The sequence below is a fragment of the Psychrobacter sp. AOP31-B2-9 genome, assembly GCF_052378005.1.
Classification (GTDB): Bacteria; Pseudomonadota; Gammaproteobacteria; order Pseudomonadales; family Moraxellaceae; genus Psychrobacter.
Genome location: NZ_JBQSXG010000319.1, coordinates 1 through 671, shown reverse-complemented (window position 1 = coordinate 671; position 671 = coordinate 1). Strand labels below are relative to the sequence as shown.

Below are 671 nucleotides of genomic sequence, written 5' to 3'. Positions count from 1 at the left end.
AGTCATAAGATAGAACTGGTCAACCGCCAATATAGTGGCAATGCTAAACGATTAATTAAAGGCATTGGTCTTGTAAACTGCATCTACGTTAACCCGCATACCCAGCAGTATTGGGTTATTGACTACCGTATTTACGACAAAGCCATCGATGGTAAAACCAAGCTTGATCATTTAGAAGATATGTTACGACACACGATCGAGTACAAGCAATTGGTATTTAAAACGGTGCTTATGGACAGCTGGTATGCCACTAAAGATATCATGCTGACCATTGATGGCTTAGGTAAAATCTTTTACTGTCCGCTTAAGAGCAACCGTTTGGTTGATGATTCTAAGGGGCAACGCGCTTATACCTCAGTCAGTGCTTTACAATGGACTGAGGCCGAACAAGATAATGGCAAATTAATTAAGATCAATAAATTTCCTAAAGACTATAAAGTGCAACTGTTTCGGGTTGTGGTGAGTGCTCACCGCACGGATTGGGTCGTAACCAACGACACCACTCAAACAAATCGTGATGACGTACAACAGGTGTGCGCCATACGCTGGAAGATTGAGCAGTTTCATCGTGAGATTAAGCAATTAACAGGTATAGAGTCTAATCAGTGTCGAAAAGCACGTATTCAGCGCAATCATATTTGCTGTTCTATATTAGTTTGGATAAGTTTGAC

The 671-nt window shown here is 41.0% G+C and carries 1 protein-coding gene; it reads left to right on the top strand.

The features are described 5' to 3' along the window. The coding region (locus ACT3SX_RS15430) for an IS701 family transposase (RefSeq protein ID WP_444761861.1) at nt 1–671 on the top strand (671 nt) is incomplete at both ends.